Raw genomic sequence first — 15290 nt, 5'->3', positions numbered from 1 at the left:
GACAGACAAATGGCGAAGTTCGACAACACGGACGACTCGGTGGTCGTCATCATCGGCTCGGGCGCCGGCGGCGGCACACTGGCCAACGAGCTGGCCCAGAAGGGCATCAAGGTCGTGGTGCTGGAGGCCGGCGCAACCCAGTCCAGCGCCAGCTTCATCAACGACGAATGGAAGTCCTTCGGCCAGCTCGCCTGGCTGGACAACCGCACCACCTCCGGCAACTGGCGCGTGGCCAAGGACTTTCCGAACCTGCCGGCCTGGACCTGCAAGACCGTTGGCGGCACCACCACCCACTGGGCCGGTGCGTCGCTGCGCCTGGAGGAACACGAGTTCAAGGCGCGCAGCACCTACGGCGAGATCAAGGGCGCCAACCTGATGGACTGGCCGGTCACTCTCAAGGAACTGGAGCCCTTCTATGCCCGCGCCGAAGACAAGATGGGCGTGACCCGCACCAACGGCATCCCCGGCCTGCCGGGCAACAACAACTTCAAGGTGATGTACGCCGGCGCCACCAAGCTCGGCTACAAGCAGGTGCACACCGGCAACATGGCGATCAACAGCCAGCCGCGCGACGGCCGCGGCCGCTGCATGCAACTGGGCTTCTGCTTCCAGGGCTGCAAGAGCGGCGCCAAGTGGAGCACGCTCTACACCGAGCTGCCCAAGGCCGAGAAGACCGGCAACATGGACCTGCGCCCGGAAAGCCACGTCACCCGCATCGAGCACAACGACGCCGGCAAGGTCACGGGCGTCGTCTACTTCGACAAGGACGGCAAGGAGCAGCGGCAGAAGGCGCGCGTGGTCTGCGTGGCGGCCAACACGATCGAGACGGCGCGGCTGTTGCTCCTGTCCGCGTCCAACACTTACAAGGACGGCCTGGCCAACAGCTCCGGCCAGGTCGGACGCAACTACATGCGGCACCTGACCGGATCGGTCTACGGCCTGTTCAAGCAGCCGGTGAACATGTACCGCGGCACGACCATGGCCGGCATCATCCGCGACGAAGCCCACAACAATCCGAAGCGCGGCTTTGTCGGCGGCTACGAGATGGAGACGCTGGCCCTGGGCGTGCCCTTCATGGCCGCCTTCCTGGACCCGGGCGGCTGGGGCAGCGGCTTCACCGAGTACATGGAGAACTACACCAACATCGCCGGCATGTGGATCGTCGGCGAGGACATGCCGCGCGAGAGCAACCGCATCACGCTGCATGCCACGCTCAAGGACAAGTGGGGCAGCCCCATACCCAACGTGCACTTCGACGACCACGAAAACGACCTCGCGATGCGCGAGCATGCCTTCCGCCAGGGCCAGCGCGTCTACGCGGCGGCTGGCGCGATCAAGTCGTTCCGTACACCGCCCTACCCGAGCACGCACAACCTCGGCAGCTGCCGCATGGGCGCCGACCCGAAGACCAGCGTCTGCAACGCGCATGGCCAGACGCACGACATCCCCAACCTGTTCATCAGCGACGGCAGCCAGTTCACCACCGGCGGCGCGGAGAACCCGACGCTGACCATCGTGACGCTGGCGATCCGGCAAGCGGAGTACATTGCCAGTGCGATGACTGCCCGCACCGTCTGAGCGTTGCGGCCCCACCCAAGGAGGCAAGCCATGTGTGAGTTCTTCGTCAAGGCCGACCCGATCCAGTACGAGCAACGATCCCGCACCGTGCGCATCCACGGCGTGCTGACCAGCCTGCGCCTGGAAAACATGATGTGGGACACCCTGGCCGAAATGGCCGAGGAGGAAGGCCGCACCACCAACGCCCTGATCGCCCTCTTCCACGACGAGATCATGGCGCACCGCGGGGAGGTGCCCAACTTCGCATCCTTCCTGCGCGTGACCTGCATGCGTTATCTTCGGCGGCGGCTGATGGCTGCAGAGCAGGCACCGCGTACCATCGCCACCCCTCCCAAGCTGACACCCATCCACCCTTTGGCAGTAGCGCACGCACGATGAGCTTCGACACTGAAAACCACCCGGGCGTGTGCGCCCAACCCTCCGCGGCTTCGCAAGGTTTCGTCTTCAACCACAGCATGCTGCGCGTGAAGGACCCGGCCGTCGCGCTGGACTTCTACACCCGCATCTTCGGCATGCGCGTGCTGCGCAAGCTCGACTTCCCGGAGATGAAGTTCTCGCTGTACTTCCTGCACCGCCCCGTCGCGAACAACCCGCCGCCGGAGGACATCGGCGAGCGCACCGCCTGGACCTTCAGCCAGACCGGTATCCTCGAGTTCACCCACAACTGGGGCACCGAAAGCGACCCGGACTTCAAGTACCACGACGGCAACGCACAGCCGCAGGGCTTCGGCCACATCTGCTTCTCGGTGCCGGACCTGGACGCCGCGATCCAATGGTTCGACGACAACCAGGTGCCCTACGTCAAGCGCCCCGAGCAGGGCAAGATGAAAGATGTGGCCTTCATCAAGGACCCGGACGGCTACTGGATCGAGATCGTCGACCCCTCGCGGCTGAAGAACCTGGGCCGCTGAACACGCGGCAGTTGTGCTGATCGCCGGGCCACGGTAGAAACGAAGCCTCCATGGCTTCGCTCCTGCTTGGCATCGACATCGGCACCTTCAGCAGCAAGGCCGCGCTGGTCACGCTCGCGGGCGAGGTGCTGAGGACGGCGGTGGTGCCGCATGGCATCGCTACACCCGCGCCGGGCCATGTGGAGCAGGATGCCGATGGCGTCTGGTGGCATGACCTCGTTGCGCTGTGCCGGCAATTGCTCGATGGCTCGCCCTATAGCGGCAAGGATGTCGCCGCCGTCGCGGTGAGCGCCATCGGGCCGTGTCTCCTTCCACTCGACGAAGCCGGCCGCCCGCTGCGACCCGGCATCCTCTACGGCGTGGACGTTCGCGCGGCCCAGCAGATCGATGAGCTGGACGCGCTGATCGGCCGCGACCGGATCCGCGACTTCTCGCTGATGAGCCTGACCAGCCAGGCCATCGGCCCGAAGATCCGATGGCTGCGTCAGCGCGAGCCGGAGGTGTGGCGCCAGACGCGACGACTTACCACGGCCAGCGCCTACCTCGTCTGGCGGCTGACCGGCGAGCACCGCATCGACCGCCACACCGCCAGCCATTTCATGCCGCTGTACGACCCGCGCACAGCTGGATGGAGCGACCGGTACGCGGAGCACGTCGCGCCCACCTCGATGCTGCCCGCGCCAGGATGGAGCGATGAAGTCGCGGGCGCCATCACGCAGGCCGCGGCCGAGGCGACCGGCCTCGCGCCCGGCACGCCCGTGGCCGTCGGCGCGGTCGATGCACTGAGCGAGGCGATCAGCGTCGGCGTGGTGCAGCCCGGCGACCTCATGGTGATGTACGGCAGCACCACCTTCTTCATCCTCGTGCAGGACGCGCCGACACCAGACGAGCGCGTCTGGACCGTCGCCGGCGCGTATCCCGCTCAATTCAATCTCGCAGCCGGTATGAGCACCACCGGCAGCCTCACACGCTGGTTCCAGGACCAGTTCGCACGCGACCTGCCCGAGGGCGATGCGTCGATGCTGTTCGAGGCGGCAGCGCGCGTGGCGCCAGGCGCGGGCGGCCTGGTCTTCCTGCCCTACTTCAGCGGCGAACGCACACCGATCAACGACCCGCAGGCGCGCGGCGTGATCGCCGGCCTGAGCCTGGCCCACACGCGCGAGCAACTCTTCCGGGCCATCCTCGAAGGCGTGGCCTGCGGCGTGCGTCACAACGTCGAGACACTGGCGCAACTCGGTGCGCAAGCGCGCCGCGTGGTCGCCGTCGGCGGCGGCGCACAGACCGACACGTGGCTGCAGATCGTCTCCGACGTCTCCGGCCTGCGGCAGGAGGTGCCGACCCTCACGCTCGGCGCCTGCTACGGCGACGCCTTCCTCGCGGGCTTTGCGGCCGGCCTGTTGCGGCGCGAGCAGATCACCGAATGGGTGAAGCCCGGGCGCATCATCGAGCCCGCCACCGCGCTGCGCCCGACCTATGACGCGCTGTACCGCGACTACCTCGACCTGTACCAGGACTCGCGCCGCGTGGTGCATCGGCTGGCGGCTCGGCAAGGGTCATGACGCAAACAAGAAGGAGCAACGAACATGAAGAACAAGCTCGGCGTCCATGCGCTGGTCTGGGTCGGCGGCTGGAGCCATGAGGAATGCGAGCGCGCGATGGCGCAGACCGCGGAGATCGGCTTCGACCTGATCGAGATCCCTGCGCTCGACCCCTCGTCCATCGACAGCGCTTTCACGCGCAAGATGCTCGACAAATACAAGCTCGGCACCACGATGTCGCTCGGCCTGGACGATTCCACCGACATCTCCAGCGGCGATCCGGAGAAGCAGAAGCGCGGCGAGGCAAGGCTGATGCAGGTGCTGGACGTGGCGCGCGACATCGGCGCCACGCATGTCTGCGGCATCCTCTACTCCGCCTTCCAGAAGTACTTCGACCCGCCGACACAGGCCGGCATCGCGGGCTCCATCGACGTGATGCGGCGCATCGGCGAGCACGCGGCGAAGGACGGCATCACCATCGGCCTGGAGGTCGTCAACCGCTACGAGAGCAACGTGCTCAACACCGCCGCGCAGGCGGTCGATTACGCGAAGCGCGTGGGCCTGCCCAACGTCCGCGTGCATCTCGACACGTACCACATGAACATCGAGGAAGCCGATCTCGAATCGGCGCTGATCGACACCGGCGCGATGATGGGCTACTTCCACATCGGCGAGTCGGGCCGCGGCTACCTGGGCGCCGGCAACATCGACTTCGACCGCGTGTTCCGCGGGCTGGCCAAGGCCGGCTACGAGGGGCCGATCACCTTCGAATCCTTCTCATCGGCCGTGGTCAACAAGCAGCTGCAAGGCATCCTGGGCATCTGGCGCAACCTGTGGGAAGACGGCGCGGACCTGGCGCGGCATGCGAAAGGCTTCATCGAGCATGGGATGAAGGCGGCGCACGAAGCGCATGCGCGGTCTGCGCTCACATGACGCAGTGCCTTTCCGCGTCCCCGGTGGCATAGTCGCAAGCACCCATGATGAGCTCCGAATTCGACCTCCCGCTCCTTCTGTTCGTGATCTCGGTTGCGATCCTGTGGCTCGCCGGATGGTTCGGGTCGACCGTGCTCCGGCGCAATCGAAGAGCCGATGGTGAATCGCAGGAAGACCTTGGTGTGATCCTCGGCGCCACGCTGGCCCTGGCCGGCCTGATCATCGGCTTCACTTTCTCGATGGCGGTCAGCCGGTACGACCAACGCAAGAACTTCGAGGAAGCGGAAGCCAACGCCATCGGCACCGAATACGTGCGCGCCGACTTTCTCCCCGCCGCCGAGGCCGCCCGCGTCCGCGCACTGCTGAACGCCTACCTGGACCAGCGCGTCCTGTTCTACACCACGCGCGACCGGAAGGAACTCCAGCAGGTCAACGACCGAACGGCCGCACTGCAGCAGGAGCTGTGGGACGCCGTCAAGACACCGGCGCTGGCCCAGCCCAATCCCATCCAGGCACTGGTGGTCAATGGCATGAACGACGTGCTCAACTCCCAGGGCTACACGCAGGCGGCCTGGTGGAACCGGATACCGCAAGCGGCCTGGTGGCTGATGTTGGGCATCGCGATCTGCTGCAACATGCTGATCGGCTACGGGATGCGCAGCTCCGCCCGCCGCCCCTTGCTGCTGCTGGTGATGCCCTTCGTCCTGTCGCTCGCCTTCCTGCTGATCGCGGACATCGACACGCCGCGGGCGGGATTCGTCCATGTGGTGCCGCAGAACCTGTTGGCCCTGAAGCCGTCGATGAAGGGGCCATAGGGAGATTCTGATCAAATCCCCCGCGGTCCTCGGGGGATTTGATCAGAGCCTCCTTGCGCGCTTCAGCGGTCGTTGATGCAGGCGAGAGCCACCGCATAGGCACCGAGCACGAGCTGGCCGGTATCCAGCGGCTTCACATCCGCCTCGAACGCCGCTGGCCGCGTCACAGCCTCCTCGAAGCTCGCCTCGTCGAGCACGATCCCGAACGGCGCCTTGCCCCGATGCGCCACGCTCACGGTCTGCACTTGCGCCGTCATGTTCGCCAGCCACAGCAGCGTCGCCCCCTCGGCGCGATAGGCCAGGCAGCGCACGCGCGCATCGTCCGAGGACTTTGCCTCCACCAGCGCCGCGCCGGCCCCACGCGTGAGCCCCGCGACCACGTGATAAGCCGGATACACCGCACCGCCTTGCCCCGGCGAATCGAAGCAAGGCACCTTCGATTCGCTTGCGCGATGAATGATGCCCAGCGGCCCCGTCGGCGCGCCGAAGCAGAGCGTCTCGATGCCGGTCGCGGCGAGGCTCGCCACGTAGCCCAGGGACCATGCCGCACCGAACAGGCCGCGCTGCCGCGGATCGGCATTGACGAGGCACAGCCGTTCGTTGCCGGGGTTGGGCGTGAAGGTCTTGCCATGCGGGTTGTCGCGGCAGCCGATGGCGCTGGGGCCGATGCGGTAGGCCGTGTCGCCGATGAAGCTGCGCGCGGTCTGCACCTGGAAGGGCAGCGCCTCCAGCGTTTCCATCACCGAGCGGTCGTCGGCCGCATGCACGATCGGGCAGGTGCCGTTGTGCGCAAAGTCGAGCAGCTTGGCGGGGGGCCGCTTGCGGTTGAGTTCGGTGAAGAAGGAGAACATGCCGCCGCCCAGGCGCACGTCCGGAAAGGCCGCGCGTGCGGCGCGGTACAAGTCCGCCAGCGGCGGCGCGGGCGGTCGCTTGCCACCGGGCAGCACCGACTTGAGATCGCCCACCGGGCAGACCGCCACGGCCGACAGCTTGAGCCCCGCCTCGCGCACCCATGAAGCGACGTTCGTCAGCTCGGCGTCGAAGGCATAGAGGCTTTCGACGACGATCTCCAGTTCGCATTCCGCACCGGTCTCCTCGCAGAGTCGCCGGTAGCCTTGGAGTTGCTTGTAGCCATGCCCTTCGCGCCGGTCGAAGTGGCAGATGAGCAAGCGCGGCGCGGCCCGCTTGAGCAGGTCGATGGAAGCCAGGGCGGCATCGATCTCCTGTGCCGGCATGCCGAGCCCGATGGCCGGCAGGCGGGCATCGGTGGCCTTTCCGAGCGTGATCTCGATCGACTTGCCTGTGTCGCCGCCGCCGGCCTTCGGCGCCTCGCCCACCAGCGTCAGGCTGACCGACTGCCGCACCGCCTCCCCCGCCTTCAGCTTGTAGGGCCAGGGCCGCGACAACGGCCGCACATAGGTCTTGAACGAGGCATCGGTCCAGTTGCGATGGTCCTCCATCTCGAAGGTGTCGCCTTCCATGCGCACCACCGCCTTCAGCCCCGGCAGCACCTGGTGCGTGAGTGACCGCAGGTTGAGGAAGGGCTGCACCGGATCGACCAGCGCGGGAAAGGTCGAGGACTCGACCTTCCCATCCGTGTGCTCGACCTCCAACGCCTCGCCGGCCACGCCCTTCAGCGGATGCAGCACGACGAAGCCGGTGCGCGCGGTGAGGAACTCGGTGGCCGGCGTGGCCGTGCCGCTGAAGATCAGGCTGCCGTCGCCATGCCCTTCGATACGCACCTCATAGCGCAGCGACTGCTTGCCGCGCTGGCAGTCGGCGCGGTAGGTCACGGTGAAGCTGTCGGCGCGCTGCTCGATGGCGAGGTCGGCCAGCGCCGGCACGTAGGTGCCCCAGTTCTCGTCACGCACCAGGAAGGCCAGCCCGCGCAGCACCTCGACACCGGCCACGTGCAGGTAGCGCAGGTTGCCGTTGTCCAGTTCAACCGTGAGCGGCCCGGCATGCAGCATGCGCCCCACGCCATCGGCTTGCTCGGTGCCGCAGAGCTTGATCGCCCGGGAAACCCGCGCCGCGCGCGAGGGACTGCCAGCCTTCATTGTTTCGCCTTTCAGTCAATCTGACGAAGGCGGAACATTGCCATTTATTGCGCGAGGAATCCACCATCCACGGGCAGGGTATGCCCGGTGATCAGGCGCGCCTTGTTCGACGCGAGGAACACGATCGCCTCCGCCACGTCGACCGGCTCGGCCAGGCATCGCATCGGCGTCATGTCGAGCACGCGGTTGAGCAGTTCGGCATTGCTGAACAGCCCGACCGTGAGCTCGGTGCGCACCCAAGTCGGCGCCACCGCGTTGACGCGAATGCCCTTGGCAGCCCATTCGACAGCGAGCGCTCGCGTCATGTTGACGATGGCACCCTTGGTCGCCTGGTAGGACACGTTGGGATAGAGCCCGCCGCCCGAGAGCCCCATGATCGACGACACGTTGACGATGGCGCCGCCACCCGCCGGCAGCATGCGCCGCGCCGCCGCACGGCTGCACAGGAACACGGCGGTGAGGTTCACGTCCAGCACCGCCTGCCAGTGCGCCACAGGCATCTCGACGGTCGGATGGCGCAGCGCGATGCCCGCGTTGTTGACGAGGACGTCGGTGCGCCCGAAGCGCGCCATCACCTTGTCGAAGGCGGCTTCCACGCCCGACTCGTGCGTGATGTCGACGTTCTCCGCCAAGTGCTCGATGCCGCGCGCGGTCAGTGCTTCATGCGCCGTGGCCAGCGCCTTCTCGTCGCGGTCGAAAACGACCGGCGTGGCGCCCTCCTCTACCAGCGCCTGCACGGTGGCCCATCCGATTCCCTTGGCACCGCCCGTGACGATGGCGATGCGTGACGTGGTGGCGGAAGCAGTCATGGTGTGTCGTCTCTAGCAAGAATCATTGAAGGACCTGGTCGGCACGAAGCAGCAACTCGGAGGGGACGGCCAGGTTCAGCGATTTCGCGGTCCGGGCGTTGATGACGAGTTCGAATTTCGTCGGCTGCTGCACCGGCAAGTCGCCCGGCTTCGCGCCCTTGAAGATCTTGTCGACATAGCCTGCGGCACGCCGGAAGAGGTCGAGGTAGTCGGTCCCGTACGACAACAGACCACCCGCGTCGACGAACAAGCGGACGTCGAAGACGCTCGGGAGCTGGCTGCCGACGATGAAGTCTGTGATCTGTTTCGCGTTGGCGAAGTTGACCGGGTTGCCGTTGACGGTGATGGCATCGGCACGCTGCGCTTTCACCGCCGCGAAGGCCGCGACATAGTCATCCCGCCCGCGCACCTCGACGGACACGAGTTCCATGCCGATCGCGGCCGCTGCCGCCTTGTTGTCCGGCATGGCCGTCACCTCGATCCTGCTCGACGGATCCCACAGCATGGCCAGGCGCGAGACCTTCGGCGCCAACTGCAGGAGCAACTCGAAGCGCTTGCCCGACAGTTGCGGCGCGACATTGGTGAAGCCCGTGACATTGCCACCGGGGCGCGCCAGGCTTTCGACGAGTCCCATCTTTTCGGGATAGGCGGACAAGGCCATCACGATCGGGATCGAAGTCGTGGCACTCCTGGCGGCCAGGCTGGCCTGCGTGCTCGACGTGACGATCACGTCCACCTTTGAATCGACCAGATCGGCGGCCAATGCGGAGAATCGGTCGGGCTGCCCTTGCGCGAACCGCTCCTCGATGAGCAGGTCGCGCCCTTCGACATAGCCCAACTCGCGCATCGACTGCCTGAACGCGTCCCATGCCGTGCCGCCGGTGCTGGCCAGCGTGCCGACGCGGAATACCTTCACACGTTGCTGCGCCCGGGCCATGAAAGCCAGCGCAAAGACGCCTGCCGCCACACCGCCGATGAACGCTCGCCGATCCGCCATGACACATGCACCTCGATCACCCAGGTGCGGGCCAGTTTACGCCCCTACCCATCGCATTGCCGCAGGCCCGGTGGCATCATCCGACGCATGAACTCCCAGCCCTGCGCCCGCGATGTCGTGGCCTTCTGGCGCGAGGCCGGCGCGCGGCGCTGGTTCGCCAAGGACGCGGCTTTCGATGCCGAGTTCAAGGCGCGCTTCGAGGCCACGCATCACGCCGCCGCCACCGGCGCGCTCGACCATTGGGCCGACGATGCCGAAGGCGCGCTGGCCCTGCTGATCCTGCTGGACCAGTTGCCGCGCAACGCCTGGCGAGGCAGCGGCCACATGTTCGCGACCGACGGAAAGGCCCAGGCGATCGCCCGTGCGGCGGTCGATGCCGGCCTTGACCAGCAGATCGACGACGAGGAGTTGCGAGCGTTCTTCTACATGCCGCTCATGCACTCGGAGTCGCTGGACGACCAGCACCGGTGCGTCGCGCTCTGCGCCGCGCTCAGCACGGACCAGGCGCGCTACGCCTTGCACCATCGCGAGATCATCGAGCGCTTCGGCCGCTTTCCACATCGCAACGCCGCGCTGGGGCGCAGCACCACGGCGGACGAGCAACAGTTTCTCGATGGCGGCGGGTTTTCAGGCTGAGGCCGATCAACCATGTCCTTCCTCTGGCCCCAATACCTCTGGCTGCTGCCGGCGCTGGCATTGATGCCGCTGGCCTACCTGTGGCTGCTGCGGCGGCGGAACAAGACGGCCCTGCGCTACAGCAGCCTGGGCATCGTGCGCCCGGCGGCGGCCGGCCGCAACTGGCGCCGACACCTGCCGCCTGCGCTGCTGCTGCTGGCCTTCGGAGGGATGCTGCTCGCTGCGGCACGGCCGGTCTCGCGGGTGCCGCTGCCCTGGGCGCGGTCCACCATCATCCTGGCCATCGACGTGTCGCTCAGCATGCGCGTCGCCGACGTCAAGCCGACCCGCATGGAGGCTGCGCAGGAAGCGGCCAAGCTGTTCCTGAAAGAACTGCCCAAGGACATCGAGGTCGCGCTCGTCACCTTCGCTGGCAGCAGCCAGGTTGCGCAGCGTGCCACATTGGACCGGGAGGCGCTGGTCGCGGGCATCGACGCCTTCCAGATGCAGATGGGAACGGCCGTTGGCAATGCCATCGTGCTGAGCCTGGCGGAGCTGTTTCCGGAGCACGGCATCGACCTGGCCGACCTGAGCTACGGCGGCGGCTACAGCAACGGCAAGCCGCAGGGCCGCAGCCTGGACGCGCAAGCGAAGAAGCCGCCACCCCAGTTCAAGCCGGTGGCGCCCGGCTCGTACAACTCGGCCGCGATCATCCTCCTGAGCGATGGCCGTCGGACCACCGGGGTCGATACGCTGGAGGCGGCGAAGATGGCGGCCGACCGCGGCGTGCGGGTCTATGCGGTCGGGCTGGGCACGGTGGATGGCGAGGCCGGCGCCCCCGAGGGCATGGCCATCTACCTCAAGCTGGACGAGGCGACGCTGCGCGAAGTGGCGCGCATGACGGGCGGCGAGTACTTCCATGCCGGGACGGCGGAGGCGCTGCGCAGCGTCTATGAAAACCTCGGGACGCGGGTGCAGGTGGTGACGCGTGAGACTGAACTGGCCGGGGTGCTCGCGCTGGCCTCGGCGGTGTTTGCGATTGCGGCGGGGCTGCTGTCGCTGCTGTGGTTCCGGCGGATCGCCTGAACTACGCCATCGCCAGCGCCCGCTCCGCCACGTAGTCCCCGATCGCCAGCGACGAAGTCAAGCCTGGCGACTCCATCCCGAACAGATTCACCAGCCCCTGGATGCCGTGCTGCGTCGCATCCTGGATGACAAAGTCCGTCGCGGTGTTGTGCAGCGAGGAGCCGGGGCCGGCCAGGCGGGGGCGAATGCCGGTGTAGCCGGGCTGCAGGTCGCCGTCCCGCAAGCCAGGGTAGTAGCGCCGGATCGAATCGTAGAAGGCCGACTCACGCGAGGCGTCGAAGCGGTAGTCCACGCCGTCGCGCCAGCTCAGGTCCGGGCCGAACTTGCATTGCCCGCCCAGGTCCAGGGTCACATGCGCGCGCAATGCGCCGTCGCGGCCGGTCGGGTACACGAGGTGGTTGAAAGGCGACTTGCGCGCGAGGCTGAAATAGTGGCCGATGGCGTAGTAGATCGGCGGCACCTGCGCGGCTGGCATGCCCTCGATGGCCTGGGCCACGCGCTGCGCGCCCAGGCCCGCGGCGTTGATGACGGTGCGGCAATGGATCTGCATCGCGTCCGGGCCGCCCACTTGCAGCACCACGCCGTCGTCATCCGCTGAGCCGCCTGTCACCGGACTTTGCAGCGCCAGCGTGGCACGATGGTTCTCCGCGTCCCCGAGGTAGCTGAGCATCAGCGCATGGCTGTCGACGATTCCGGTGGATGGCGAATGCAAGGCACCGACGCAGCACACCTCCGGCTCCATTGCGCGGGCCTCGTTGGCATCCAGCAGGCGCAGGTCGGTCACGCCATGCGCCGCGCCGAGCTCGATGTACTTGCGCAGGTCCGCCAGTTCGGATTCCTGCGTGGCGACGATCAGCTTCCCGATCCGCTTGTGCTCGATACCGCGCTCCGCGCAGTAGGCATAGAGCGCTTCCTTCCCCGCGACGCACAGGCGCCCCTTGAGCGCGCCGGGCGCATAGGAGATGCCGGCATGGATCACCTCGGAATTGCGCGCACTGGTCTGCGTGCCGATGGCATTCTCGCTCTCCAGGATCACCACTTCGCGGCCCGCCATCGCCAGGGCACGCGCGATGGCGAGCCCGACCACACCTGCGCCGATGACGGCGCAATCGATCTTTTCCATGGCCTCAATCCAGCTTGATGCTGGCCTCGCGGATCAGGCCGCCCCACTTGGCATGCTCGGCCTTGATCAGCGCGGCGAACTGCTCCGGCGTGCCGGTGGCGGGAATGCTTCCTTCGCTGGACAGCCGCTCCTGCACATCCTTGCGACCCACGATGGACACCACCTCCTTGTTGAGCAGCGTGACAGCGTCCGCAGGCATCTTTGCCGGGCCGACGAGGCCGAGCCAAGTCACGGCCTCGAAGCCCGCAAATCCCTGCTCCGCGACGGTCGGCACTTTCGGCAGCGCTGGCAGCCGCTGCGCCGAGGTCACGGCCAGCGCGCGCACCTTGCCCGCCTGCACCTGCGTCATCACCGAGACGCTGTTGCCGAAGTAGGCCGGGATCTGTCCGCCGAGCAGGTCGGTCATGGCCGGGCCGGCGCCCTTGTACGGCACCTGCAGGACCTGGATGCCGGCACGGCGCGCCAGCATCTCACCCGCGAGATGGCCCACAGTGCCGCTGCCGGCTTGCCCGATGCTCAGGGTCCCGGGCTTGTCCTTCGCGGCCTTGACCAGGTCGGCCAGCGTCTTGTACGGCGAGTCGTCGCGCACCACCAGCACCACGGGCTGCACGGCGATCTCGACGATGGGCGTGAAGTCCTTCAGCGGATCGAACGGCATCTTCGAATACAACGCCGGGTTGATGGCCAGGTTGGAGGCCTGGCCCATGCCGAGGGTGTAGCCGTCCGCCGGGGACTTGGCGACCGCATCCAGCCCGATGTTGCCGGCCGCACCCGGCTTGTTGTCGACCACCACGACCCACTTGTGCAGCGAGGTGAACTTCTCTGCAACCAAGCGAGAGGTGGTGTCGGTGCCCCCGCCCGGCGGGAAGGGGACGATGAGCTTGATCGGCTTGCTGGGGTACGCCCCTTCGGCGGCCCAGGCTGCGGCGGGCGCGATGGCGGCGGCTGCGAGCGCCAGCGAAGTCGACAGGAGGAGATTGCGTCTGTGCATGGGAATGCCTCGATGTTCTGGAAGGAGTGAAGGTTCAGATCGGCAGGCCCTTGGCCCTGAGGGTCGCGTCGAAGCGCTCGGGGTCGGACTTGCCGGCCGCGTTGTCGGCGCGGATCGTGGCTTCCTTGACCAGATGGGCGCGGGAACGCGAGAGCACGTCGGCGGCTTCCATGGCAGGAATGGCAATCACGCCATCCGCATCGCCCACGATGAGGTCACCGGGCAGCACGGCCAAGCCGGCGCAAGCGATCGGCACGTTGATCTCGCCTGGACCGTCCTTGCTCGGTCCACGGTGCGTGTGGCCGCGCGCGAAGATCGGCATGCCCTCCTCCGCCCATTCGCACAGGTCGCGCACGGCGCCGTCGATGACCAGGCCGCCGAGCTTCTTCGCCACGCAAGTCGTTCGGATCAGGCCGCCGACCAGCGCCTGCGACACGTCGCCGCCACCGTCGATGACGAGCACGTCGCCAGGCTGAACCATCATCAGCGCCTTGTGGATCATGAGGTTGTCGCCGGGGCGCACGCGCACCGTGACGGCCGGGCCGCACAGCACGGTGTCGAGGCGGGCGTGGTACTGGCGCAGGCCCACGGTGCCGATGTTGCGGCTCATCGCGTCACCGATGGCGGCGACGGGAATCGCGCGGAAGGCTTCGACGATGTCGGCCGCGGGGCCTTCGGCGCGGGGGTTGATGCGATAGCCGACGGGCCATTGCACAGGCGCAGAGGTTGTGGGGTTGGTGGTCATGCGGTGACTTCCGAAGTGATGGATGTGTTGGAACGAAGCACCTGCGGATTGACGCAGGCGGACGGGTCGGTCGGTTGGCCTTGCAGCCAGCCAAGGACGTTGCGTGCGGCGCCGCTTGCCATGCCGGCCAGCGCGGCGGGCGTGGAGCCGCCCACATGCGGCGTGAGCACCACGTTGGGCAACGCAGCGAGCGGGCTGCCTGCGGGCAAGGGCTCCTGCGCCATGGTGTCGAGCCCGGCGGCATGAAGCTGGCCGTTCTGCAGCGCGTCGATCAGCGCGGGCTCATCGACGACCTCGCCGCGCGCCGTGTTCACCAGGATGGCGCCGCGCGGCATCGCAGCGAACTGCGACGTGCCCAGCATGTTGCGCGTGTGCTTGTTCAACGGAACATGCAGGCTCAGCACATCCGACAGCGACAGCAACGCCTCCAGCGAAGGCAGCATGCGAACGCCGGCCACCGGGCTTGCGCCGGCCTTGAGCGCAGGGTCGAAGGCCACGACCTCCATGCCCAGCGCCAGGCAGACCGTGGCCACGCGCTGGCCGATCTGCCCGAAGCCCACCAGGCCCAGCGTCCTGCCCCGCAGTTCGACGCCATCCTGCGCGCGGGACCAGCGGCCTTCATGCAACTCGCGGTCCATCCAGCCGATGCGACGCGCCGCCGCGAACATCAGGCCGAGCGTCATCTCCGCCACCGACTGCGCATTGGCGCCCGGCGTCACGTACACCGGAATGCCGCGCTCGGTAGCCGCCTCCACATCGATGTTGCTCACGCCAACACCGTGCTTGGAGATCACCCTCAACGTCGGGCAGGCGGCAATCGCCTTGGCCGACAACTTCACCGTGCGCGAGATCACCGCATCGATCGGCTCGGTGGCCATCAGGTGCTCGACCTCTTCAACGCTGTCGGCATTCTTCAGGTAGATCACCCGCGCGCCGGCCTCGGCGAGCAGGTCCACGCCTGCCTTCGCCAGCTTGGGTGCGGTGACAAGCACGGTCGTTGTCGTTTGTTTGCGCATCAATCCGTCTCCGTTGTTGATGGACTGGATTCTGGAAAAGCACATTCATTCCGTCTATTCGATAATGTTCATTCTT

At 67.2% G+C, this 15290-nt stretch carries 15 protein-coding genes; 8 read left to right on the top strand and 7 right to left on the bottom strand.

What is annotated here, in order from left to right; genetic code table 11:
• The first annotated feature begins 9 nt into the window (after positions 1-9).
• The 6 genes from WKW79_RS13250 to WKW79_RS13225 are packed head-to-tail and all read left to right on the top strand — an operon-like array spanning position 10 to position 5775.
• Positions 10-1578: a GMC family oxidoreductase gene (locus WKW79_RS13250; RefSeq protein WP_340335610.1), complete on the top strand. Its 1569-nt coding sequence runs from the start codon at positions 10-12 to the stop codon at positions 1576-1578.
• Positions 1579-1608: 30 nt separating this feature from the next.
• Complete coding sequence (locus tag WKW79_RS13245; protein WP_340335609.1) at positions 1609-1956, top strand: ribbon-helix-helix domain-containing protein; 348 nt, start codon at positions 1609-1611, stop codon at positions 1954-1956.
• Positions 1953-2489 carry a lactoylglutathione lyase gene (gloA, locus tag WKW79_RS13240; RefSeq protein WP_340335608.1) on the top strand — a complete coding sequence of 179 codons (537 nt, stop codon included), beginning with the start codon at positions 1953-1955 and terminating at the stop codon, positions 2487-2489. The genes WKW79_RS13245 and gloA overlap by 4 nt, the downstream gene beginning before the upstream one ends.
• 50 nt (positions 2490-2539) lie before the next feature.
• On the top strand, positions 2540-4048 hold the full coding sequence (locus tag WKW79_RS13235) for an FGGY-family carbohydrate kinase (protein ID WP_340335607.1): 1509 nt from the start codon (positions 2540-2542) through the stop codon (positions 4046-4048).
• A gap of 24 nt (positions 4049-4072) precedes the next feature.
• A complete protein-coding gene (locus WKW79_RS13230) occupies positions 4073-4960 on the top strand; it encodes a sugar phosphate isomerase/epimerase family protein (protein ID WP_340335606.1) in 888 nt (295 codons plus the stop codon).
• 44 nt (positions 4961-5004) lie between these two features.
• A complete protein-coding gene (locus WKW79_RS13225; protein ID WP_340335605.1) occupies positions 5005-5775 on the top strand; it encodes a bestrophin-like domain in 771 nt (256 codons plus the stop codon).
• Positions 5776-5837: 62 nt separating this feature from the next.
• Here the strand turns inward: WKW79_RS13225 and WKW79_RS13220 are convergent, their stop codons facing one another.
• Genes WKW79_RS13220 through WKW79_RS13210 form a run of 3 tightly spaced genes read right to left on the bottom strand, consistent with a single transcriptional unit; the run spans position 5838 to position 9638 of the window.
• Positions 5838-7832 carry a D-apionate lactonase family protein gene (locus WKW79_RS13220; protein WP_340335604.1) on the bottom strand — a complete coding sequence of 665 codons (1995 nt, stop codon included), beginning with the start codon at positions 7830-7832 and terminating at the stop codon, positions 5838-5840.
• 44 nt (positions 7833-7876) lie between these two features.
• Positions 7877-8641: an SDR family NAD(P)-dependent oxidoreductase gene (locus tag WKW79_RS13215; protein WP_340335603.1), complete on the bottom strand. Its 765-nt coding sequence runs from the start codon at positions 8639-8641 to the stop codon at positions 7877-7879.
• A gap of 22 nt (positions 8642-8663) precedes the next feature.
• Positions 8664-9638 (bottom strand): ABC transporter substrate-binding protein, encoded by a 975-nt coding sequence (locus WKW79_RS13210; RefSeq protein WP_340335602.1) that lies wholly within the window; start codon positions 9636-9638, stop codon positions 8664-8666.
• Positions 9639-9725: 87 nt separating this feature from the next.
• On the opposite strand from WKW79_RS13210, the gene WKW79_RS13205 reads away from it, so the two are divergent.
• Together WKW79_RS13205 and WKW79_RS13200 are read left to right on the top strand one after the other, a co-directional pair.
• A complete protein-coding gene (locus WKW79_RS13205) occupies positions 9726-10274 on the top strand; it encodes a DUF924 family protein (protein ID WP_340335601.1) in 549 nt (182 codons plus the stop codon).
• A 12-nt stretch (positions 10275-10286) separates the two neighbouring features.
• Entirely contained in the window at positions 10287-11339 is a 1053-nt protein-coding gene (locus WKW79_RS13200; RefSeq protein WP_340335600.1) for a VWA domain-containing protein, read from the top strand.
• A 1-nt stretch (position 11340) separates the two neighbouring features.
• Here the strand turns inward: WKW79_RS13200 and WKW79_RS13195 are convergent, their stop codons facing one another.
• The 4 genes from WKW79_RS13195 to WKW79_RS13180 are packed head-to-tail and all read right to left on the bottom strand — an operon-like array spanning position 11341 to position 15214.
• Complete coding sequence (locus tag WKW79_RS13195; RefSeq protein ID WP_340335599.1) at positions 11341-12462, bottom strand: NAD(P)/FAD-dependent oxidoreductase; 1122 nt, start codon at positions 12460-12462, stop codon at positions 11341-11343.
• A 4-nt stretch (positions 12463-12466) separates the two neighbouring features.
• Positions 12467-13453 (bottom strand): Bug family tripartite tricarboxylate transporter substrate binding protein, encoded by a 987-nt coding sequence (locus tag WKW79_RS13190; protein ID WP_340335598.1) that lies wholly within the window; start codon positions 13451-13453, stop codon positions 12467-12469.
• A 34-nt stretch (positions 13454-13487) separates the two neighbouring features.
• On the bottom strand, positions 13488-14198 hold the full coding sequence (locus tag WKW79_RS13185; RefSeq protein WP_340335597.1) for an RraA family protein: 711 nt from the start codon (positions 14196-14198) through the stop codon (positions 13488-13490).
• A complete protein-coding gene (locus WKW79_RS13180; RefSeq protein ID WP_340335596.1) occupies positions 14195-15214 on the bottom strand; it encodes a hydroxyacid dehydrogenase in 1020 nt (339 codons plus the stop codon). The genes WKW79_RS13185 and WKW79_RS13180 overlap by 4 nt, the downstream gene beginning before the upstream one ends.
• Positions 15215-15290: the final 76 nt, after the last annotated feature.

Origin of the sequence: Variovorax robiniae (genome assembly GCF_037889955.1) — a bacterium.
Taxonomy (GTDB): Bacteria; Pseudomonadota; Gammaproteobacteria; order Burkholderiales; family Burkholderiaceae_C; genus Variovorax; species Variovorax robiniae.
This window is presented reverse-complemented; position numbering and strand designations above follow the sequence as displayed.

Bases quoted from the DNA above. Each gene is read 5' to 3' on its own strand.
- WKW79_RS13250 (WP_340335610.1), top strand. From the start codon at position 10: ATGGCGAAGTTCGACAACACGGACGACTCGGTGGTCGTCATCATCGGC.
- WKW79_RS13245 (WP_340335609.1), top strand. From the start codon at position 1,609: ATGTGTGAGTTCTTCGTCAAGGCCGACCCGATCCAGTACGAGCAACGA.
- gloA (WP_340335608.1), top strand. From the start codon at position 1,953: ATGAGCTTCGACACTGAAAACCACCCGGGCGTGTGCGCCCAACCCTCC.
- WKW79_RS13235 (WP_340335607.1), top strand. From the start codon at position 2,540: ATGGCTTCGCTCCTGCTTGGCATCGACATCGGCACCTTCAGCAGCAAG.
- WKW79_RS13230 (WP_340335606.1), top strand. From the start codon at position 4,073: ATGAAGAACAAGCTCGGCGTCCATGCGCTGGTCTGGGTCGGCGGCTGG.
- WKW79_RS13225 (WP_340335605.1), top strand. From the start codon at position 5,005: ATGATGAGCTCCGAATTCGACCTCCCGCTCCTTCTGTTCGTGATCTCG.
- WKW79_RS13220 (WP_340335604.1), bottom strand. From the start codon at position 7,832: ATGAAGGCTGGCAGTCCCTCGCGCGCGGCGCGGGTTTCCCGGGCGATC.
- WKW79_RS13215 (WP_340335603.1), bottom strand. From the start codon at position 8,641: ATGACTGCTTCCGCCACCACGTCACGCATCGCCATCGTCACGGGCGGT.
- WKW79_RS13210 (WP_340335602.1), bottom strand. From the start codon at position 9,638: ATGGCGGATCGGCGAGCGTTCATCGGCGGTGTGGCGGCAGGCGTCTTT.
- WKW79_RS13205 (WP_340335601.1), top strand. From the start codon at position 9,726: ATGAACTCCCAGCCCTGCGCCCGCGATGTCGTGGCCTTCTGGCGCGAG.
- WKW79_RS13200 (WP_340335600.1), top strand. From the start codon at position 10,287: ATGTCCTTCCTCTGGCCCCAATACCTCTGGCTGCTGCCGGCGCTGGCA.
- WKW79_RS13195 (WP_340335599.1), bottom strand. From the start codon at position 12,462: ATGGAAAAGATCGATTGCGCCGTCATCGGCGCAGGTGTGGTCGGGCTC.
- WKW79_RS13190 (WP_340335598.1), bottom strand. From the start codon at position 13,453: ATGCACAGACGCAATCTCCTCCTGTCGACTTCGCTGGCGCTCGCAGCC.
- WKW79_RS13185 (WP_340335597.1), bottom strand. From the start codon at position 14,198: ATGACCACCAACCCCACAACCTCTGCGCCTGTGCAATGGCCCGTCGGC.
- WKW79_RS13180 (WP_340335596.1), bottom strand. From the start codon at position 15,214: ATGCGCAAACAAACGACAACGACCGTGCTTGTCACCGCACCCAAGCTG.